General features: G+C 68.9%; 4 protein-coding genes, 2 tRNA genes and 1 pseudogene. 3 read left to right on the top strand and 4 right to left on the bottom strand.

The genetic code is table 11. The features are described from left to right. A pseudogene (locus G6026_RS10560) lies at nt 1-494 on the bottom strand (chorismate-binding protein); the annotation flags it as partial. A 123-nt stretch (nt 495-617) separates the two neighbouring features. On the opposite strand from G6026_RS10560, the gene gltX reads away from it, so the two are divergent. From gltX to G6026_RS10545, 3 genes are all read left to right on the top strand, one after another. Beyond that, nucleotides 618-2,102 (top strand): glutamate--tRNA ligase, encoded by a 1,485-nt coding sequence (gene gltX, locus G6026_RS10555; protein ID WP_107758115.1) that lies wholly within the window; start codon nt 618-620, stop codon nt 2,100-2,102. Between the two features lie 79 nt (nt 2,103-2,181). Beyond that, nucleotides 2,182-2,253: transfer RNA gene (locus G6026_RS10550), tRNA-Gln, on the top strand. Between the two features lie 54 nt (nt 2,254-2,307). Further along, a tRNA-Glu gene (locus G6026_RS10545) sits at nt 2,308-2,380 on the top strand. 81 nt (nt 2,381-2,461) lie between these two features. On the opposite strand, the gene G6026_RS10540 is transcribed toward G6026_RS10545, so the two are convergent. The 3 genes from G6026_RS10540 to G6026_RS10530 form a co-directional block, all read right to left on the bottom strand. Further along, complete coding sequence (locus tag G6026_RS10540; protein ID WP_182613152.1) at nt 2,462-3,400, bottom strand: acyl-CoA thioesterase; 939 nt, start codon at nt 3,398-3,400, stop codon at nt 2,462-2,464. 129 nt (nt 3,401-3,529) lie between these two features. Continuing rightward, complete coding sequence (locus G6026_RS10535; protein ID WP_182613151.1) at nt 3,530-5,107, bottom strand: MDR family MFS transporter; 1,578 nt, start codon at nt 5,105-5,107, stop codon at nt 3,530-3,532. Then, a complete protein-coding gene (locus G6026_RS10530) occupies nt 5,104-5,811 on the bottom strand; it encodes a TetR family transcriptional regulator (protein WP_182613150.1) in 708 nt (235 codons plus the stop codon). The genes G6026_RS10535 and G6026_RS10530 overlap by 4 nt, the downstream gene beginning before the upstream one ends. Between the last annotated feature and the right edge of the window lie 135 nt (nt 5,812-5,946).

Genomic DNA, 5,946 nt, shown 5'->3' with positions numbered 1-5,946 from the left:
GCGGGGGTCAGGTCGACCAGGAATCCGTCGGCCGACGGGCTCGAATCGATGAGCGCCGCGCACACCGCGTGGGGGTCTATCGGGTCCTGCGCGACCAACCGGACCGCGCGGGCGAGCACCACCTTGGACAGGCCGCCGGCGCGGATCCCGGCGATCGCGGTGGCCACGCGGTGCCGGTGGACCTCCGTGGAGGGGATCTCCTCGGCGACGCGGGCCCGGGTGCGGATCGATCGGAAGTAGGCGGGGGGCTCGAGGGGGCCGTCGGTCCGGACCACGATGTCGGGTTCCACCAACGCCGCCCGCGCATCGGGTTCGAACCCCATGGCGCCCGCCACCAGGCCGCAGTCCCCGGATCTCAGGGCCAGCGCCGCGTCTGCCGGATCAGTGAAGGAACGGAGGGATCCCTGGGTGCGCAGTGAGCCCGTGGGGCGGGACAGGAGGAAGTCCGGAGCGGTGACAGGCCTCGCGGCGTCGGGGTGGAGCCCTGACGCCACGGCTCGCCTCCTTGACTCCGACCGGGTGTGATCGCGCGCGAAGGGCGCACCACGGGTACCCGGCCGATCCTAGGCCGGTCCTGCGCGGGGGTGCGAGCCGGGACCGTCTCTAGGATGGTGACCATGACAGCACAAGACGTCCGTGTCCGCTTCTGCCCGTCGCCCACCGGCACACCCCACGTGGGACTGGTCAGGACGGCGCTGTTCAACTGGGCCCACGCCCGGCACACGGGCGGCACCTTCGTCTTCCGCATCGAGGACACCGATGCCGCACGCGACTCGGAGGAGTCGTACCGGGCGTTGCTCGACGCGCTCCGGTGGCTCGGACTGGACTGGGACGAGGGGCCGGAGGTGGGCGGACCGTACGCCCCCTACCGCCAGTCCGAGCGACGCGACCAGCACCTCGAGGTGGTGCGCAGGCTCGTCGACGCCGGAGAGGCCTACGAGTCCTTCTCGACGGCCGAGGAGGTCGAGGCCCGCCACCGCGCGGCCGGGCGTGATCCCAAGCTCGGGTACGACGGGTACGACCGCGATCTGACGGAGGAGCAGAAGCAGGCCTACCGGGATGAGGGGCGTGGCGCGGTGATCCGGCTCCGGATGCCGGACGAGGACCTGGGGTGGGACGATCTCGTCCGCGGTGAGACCGTCTTCAAGGCCGGCTCCGTTCCGGACTTCGCGCTGACCCGCGCAAACGGGGTCCCCCTCTACACCCTGGTGAACCCGGTGGACGACGCGCTCATGCAGATCACCCACGTGCTCCGGGGCGAGGACCTGCTCAGCTCCACCCCCCGGCAGATCGCGCTCTACCGCGCGCTGACGCGGATCGGGGTGGCCGAGCGTGTCCCCGAGTTCGGGCACCTGCCGTTCGTCATGGGCGAGGGGAACAAGAAGCTGTCCAAGCGGGATCCGCAGTCGGACCTGTTCCTGCACCGTGACAGAGGGATGTTGCCCGAGGGGCTGCTCAACTACCTGGCGCTCCTGGGGTGGGGACTGTCGGACGACCGCGATGTGTTCTCCCTCCAGGAGATGGTGGAGGCCTTCGACGTACGTCAGGTCAACGCCAACCCCGCCCGCTTCGACCAGAAGAAAGCGGACGCGATCAACGCCGAGCACATCCGACGGCTTCCCCCGGAGGTGTTCGCGCAACGGCTGCGGGACTTCCTCGAGGCGCACCCGTCCGAGGACGGCCTGACGCTGCCGCCCGAGCTGGACGGAGACCGGTGGGCGGTCGTGGCCGACCTGCTCCAGACCCGCATCGTCGTCCTGTCCGACGCGTGGGACCTGATCCGCTTCCTCGTGGTGGACGAGGCGGAGTTCGTCGTCGATCCCGGATCCGCCGCCAAGAACCTCAAGGCCGACTCCCGCGAGGTCGTGGACGCGGCCGTGCGCGCGCTGGACGCGCTACCGGAGTGGACCACCCCCGCGATCGAGGCGGCGCTCTCCGGTGCACTGGTGGACGGCCTCGGGATCAAGCCACGCAAGGCCTATGGCCCGATCCGGGTCGCGGTGACCGGCTCGCACATCTCGCCGCCCCTGTTCGAATCGTTGGAGCTGCTGGGTCGGGAGCTGACCCTGGCCCGGCTCCGGGCCGCGCCGATCGCCGACTGACCAGGCGATTTGCTATTCACCCTCGGTGCTTTGATAGTCTCTTCGAGGTCGCCCCGCACGGGCGGACAAGTGAATACAGTGGCCTATGGTGTAATTGGCAACACAGCGGTTTCTGGTACCGTCGTTCTAGGTTCGAGTCCTGGTAGGCCAGCTGAGCGCGCACAGCGCTCACTGCAGTGGTTCCCTCAGCGGAACCGCGTCCTGAGCCCCCGTCGTCTAGCGGCCTAGGACGCCGCCCTCTCACGGCGGTAGCGTGGGTTCGAATCCCATCGGGGGTACACACGAGAACACCCGGAGTGACATGCTCCGGGTGTTCTCCTCGTCAGGGCCTCTCGCGCGTCGTCTGCGGTGGCCCTCGCTCACGCGACCCCGACGACCCGGCCCCGTCCCCGCAGCCGGATGAGGTGTCGCGCGTGCGCGTCGAGAGCGTGGTCCTCCGCGCTCTTCGGGGTCCAGTGCGGCACCGGGGTGGGTGTGAGATCCGGACCCAGCGCCGCGCACACCGCCAGACAGTGGGTGGTCAGGACCCGGTCCGGCGATGTGGGCTCACCGGACCGGACGTGAACGGACACGTGCATGGTCTCGTGACCGGTGTGCAGGAGCCGGGCCTCGACCTCGACGACGTGACCGATGCTCACCGGGTGGTAGAACCGCACGCCGCCCGCGTACACGGAGGTGCACGGGGTGCCCGACCAGTGGGTCGCGCAGAGGTTCGCGGCGTCGTCGATCCACGACATGATCCGCCCACCGTGGACGTTGCCACCCCAGTTCACGTCAGCGGGTGCCGCGAGGAACCGCAGGGTCGACCGGGGTGCGGTCCCCTCGGCGGTGTAGTCCTGCTGCGCCATGGCGTCCTCGATGTCCTTGCGCAGCGCGATACGCATCACCGCTTCTTCCGACTCGTGTACCTCCAACCGGGAGGCGGGTCGCCAGGACGGCACGGGGGTGGGTCTGCCCTCACGCATGGCGATGAAGACGACGAGACACTCGGCGCAGTGGCGGTACTCGAGCGCGACGGGATCGCAGGCCCGGACATCACACTGGATGTGCATCGAACTCGACCCGGTGTGGATGAGGCGCGCTGACACCTCGACGAGCTGCCCGGCCTCGATCGGCCGCGAGAAGCGGACGTTGCCCACGTAGGCGGTGACGGCATAGCCACCCGACCAGACCGCGGCCTGGGCGTACGCGGCCTTGTCGATCCACTCGAGGATGCGGCCTGTGTGAACCTGGTTCCCGGCGCCCACGTCGGTCGGGGCGGCGAGGAATCGCAGGACGGTCTCTCGGGGAGTCTGCACGCCGGGAAAACTATCGCCGTCGTGTAACGGCGTGGTTGCGGCGGATGTGGATCGCGTGTCGGTGTTCTCACCCCGGACCACCGTCACCGTGAGGGCTGAGCGGGTGGTCCTGGTCGTGCCTGGGCGAGGCTAGTCGACGGTCTCCTTGAGCGGGTCCTCGCGGATGAACAGCAGCAACCCGGTGGCGACCACCAGCAGGGGGACCACGATGAGGAAGATCGGCACCAGGGCGTCGTTGTAGGAACCCACGATCGCGTCGTGGAGCGGCCCGGGCAGTCCGGCGAGGATCTCGGGACTCATCGAGTTGGCCGCTCCGGAGCCGTTCGAGAACGACGTGGCCATCTCGGCCCCTTCCGGTCCCATCGCCGCCGCCGCGGCCGGGATGCGAACTCCCATGAGATCGGAAAGACGACTGACGAAGAGCGACCCCACGATGGCCGATCCCAGGGTTCCGCCGATCTGGCGGAAGAAGTTGTTGGACGCCGTGGCGGTGCCGACCATCGACACGGGGAACGAGTTCTGGACGATCAGCACGAGCAGCTGCATGCACAGGCCGAGACCGAAACCGAAGACGAAGAGCACGACCCCGAGGTGGAGCAGGGTGTCCGTCTCCTCGAGCGAGCTGATGAGAAACAGTCCCACGGCCATGATGATGCTGCCCGCGACGGGATACCACTTGTACCGGCCGGTGCGGCTCACGATGTTGCCCACGATGATGGAGGTGCCCATCATCCCCGCCATCATCGGGGTCATCATGAGGCCGGCGTGGGTGGGTCCGAGTCCGTGGACCATCTGGATGTAGGTGGGAAGGTAGGTGATGGTCCCGAACATGGCGATACCGATGATGAGCCCGGCGGCGGTGGAGAGCGCGAAGTTGCGCTCGGCGAACAGGGTCATGGGGATCAGGGGGTGTGGTGACCGCAGTTCGACCCGGACGAACGCGGCTGCGCAGACCAGGAAGAGGGCGGCGAGGCCGAGGATGACCGGGTCGGTCCAGGAGTAGCGGTTGCCGGCCCACGAGCAGACGAGGATGAGCGCCGTGGTGCCCGTGACCATTAGCACGGTCCCCGGCCAGTCGGTCCTCCGACCGGTGCCGCGAGCGGGCAGTCTCAGGTAGAGAACCGCGACCGCGAGTGTGAGCAGGCAGATCGGCAGGTTGAACCACAGTGCCCAGCGCCAGCCCGGGCCCTCTGTGAAGAACCCGCCCAGGAGCGGACCGAGGATCGACGAGAGCCCGAACACGGCCCCCATCACTCCCATGTACCGGCCTCTCTGACGGGCGGGGACGACGTCGGCGACGATGGCCTGGGACAGCACCATCAGACCTCCGCCCCCCAGGCCCTGGATGGCGCGGGAGACGATGAGGACGTCGATGCTCCACGACAGGGCTCCGAGTACGGACCCGCCGAGGAACAGCAGGATCGCCGCGACGAAGAGCGGTTTGCGTCCGATCTGGTCGCCGAGCTTGCCGTACACGGGCAGGCCGATGGTCATGGTGAGGAGATAGACGGTGATGACCCAGCTCATCTTGTCGACCCCGCCGAGGTCCGCGACGATCGTGGGGAGCGCGGTCGCGAAGATCATCTGCCCCAGGGACACGATGAGCATCCCGAGCAGGAGCGAGGTGAACACCAGCGGCACGTTGTGGGACGGCGCGCGCTCGGCGGTCTCGTGACCGGCCGTCGCGAGGGTGCTGGTATCGCTCATGACGTGGATCCCGTCTTCTCGGAAGAGGTCGTCTGCGCCGACGCCGTGTCGGTGGGGGAACTGACGAGGAGGGCGAGCTGTCGCAGGGCGAGGGCGCACTCGGAGTCGAGATCGTCGAAGGTCGAGGCCCGCCGCGTCAGCCAGCTCGACAGGCCCAGGTTGGCCGAGGCGGCCACGAGGGCGACGCAGGCGCGCGCTTCGGCCTCCGCTGCGACCCCCTCGAGGCGGCGGAGACCCGGCTGACGCTCGAAGTGCTCGGTCACCAGGTCCACCAGGCGGAGTTGGAAGCGTGAGGACGCGGTCACGCGGGCCACGCCGAGGTCCGGTTCCGCCCGGAAGATCGCGCCTCGACGGTGGGCGAGTCTCGCCGTCTGGGCGTCGTCCCCGATTCGCGCGTCGGCGAAAGCCGCGAGGAACAGTCGGAGGAGTGCCCCGGGCACGTCCGGGTCGGCGGCGTCGAGGAACTCTCGGCGCCGTGCCGGGGGGACGTCACGGGGAGGTGAACCGATGACGGCGGCCTCCTTCGACGGGACGTAGTTGAAGAACGTGCGCTTGGAGACGTGGGCCGCGGCGCAGATCTGGTCCACCGTCACGCAGTCGTACCCGCGCTCCAGGACGAGGGAGGTCGCGGCGTCCTCTATGGCCAGCAGCGTGGCGCGACGTTTCCTCTCGCGGAGGGAGTCCTGATCTGGGGGGGAGGTCACCGGAGCAGCCTACACAGAAAATGCACCGAGTGCATATGTGTACTCGGTGCACGCGCGTTGGTGTCGCGATTTTGTGGTCGGCCGCTGGTGTCGCTACAGTTGACGCGTACTCGGCCCCCGTCGTCTAGCGGCCTA

The sequence above is a fragment of the Dietzia sp. DQ11-38-2 genome (assembly GCF_014145055.1).
Classification (GTDB): Bacteria; Actinomycetota; Actinomycetes; order Mycobacteriales; family Mycobacteriaceae; genus Dietzia.
This window is presented reverse-complemented; position numbering and strand designations above follow the sequence as displayed.

Bases quoted from the DNA above. Each gene is read 5' to 3' on its own strand.
- gltX (WP_107758115.1), top strand. From the start codon at position 618: ATGACAGCACAAGACGTCCGTGTCCGCTTCTGCCCGTCGCCCACCGGC.
- G6026_RS10535 (WP_182613151.1), bottom strand. From the start codon at position 5,107: ATGAGCGATACCAGCACCCTCGCGACGGCCGGTCACGAGACCGCCGAG.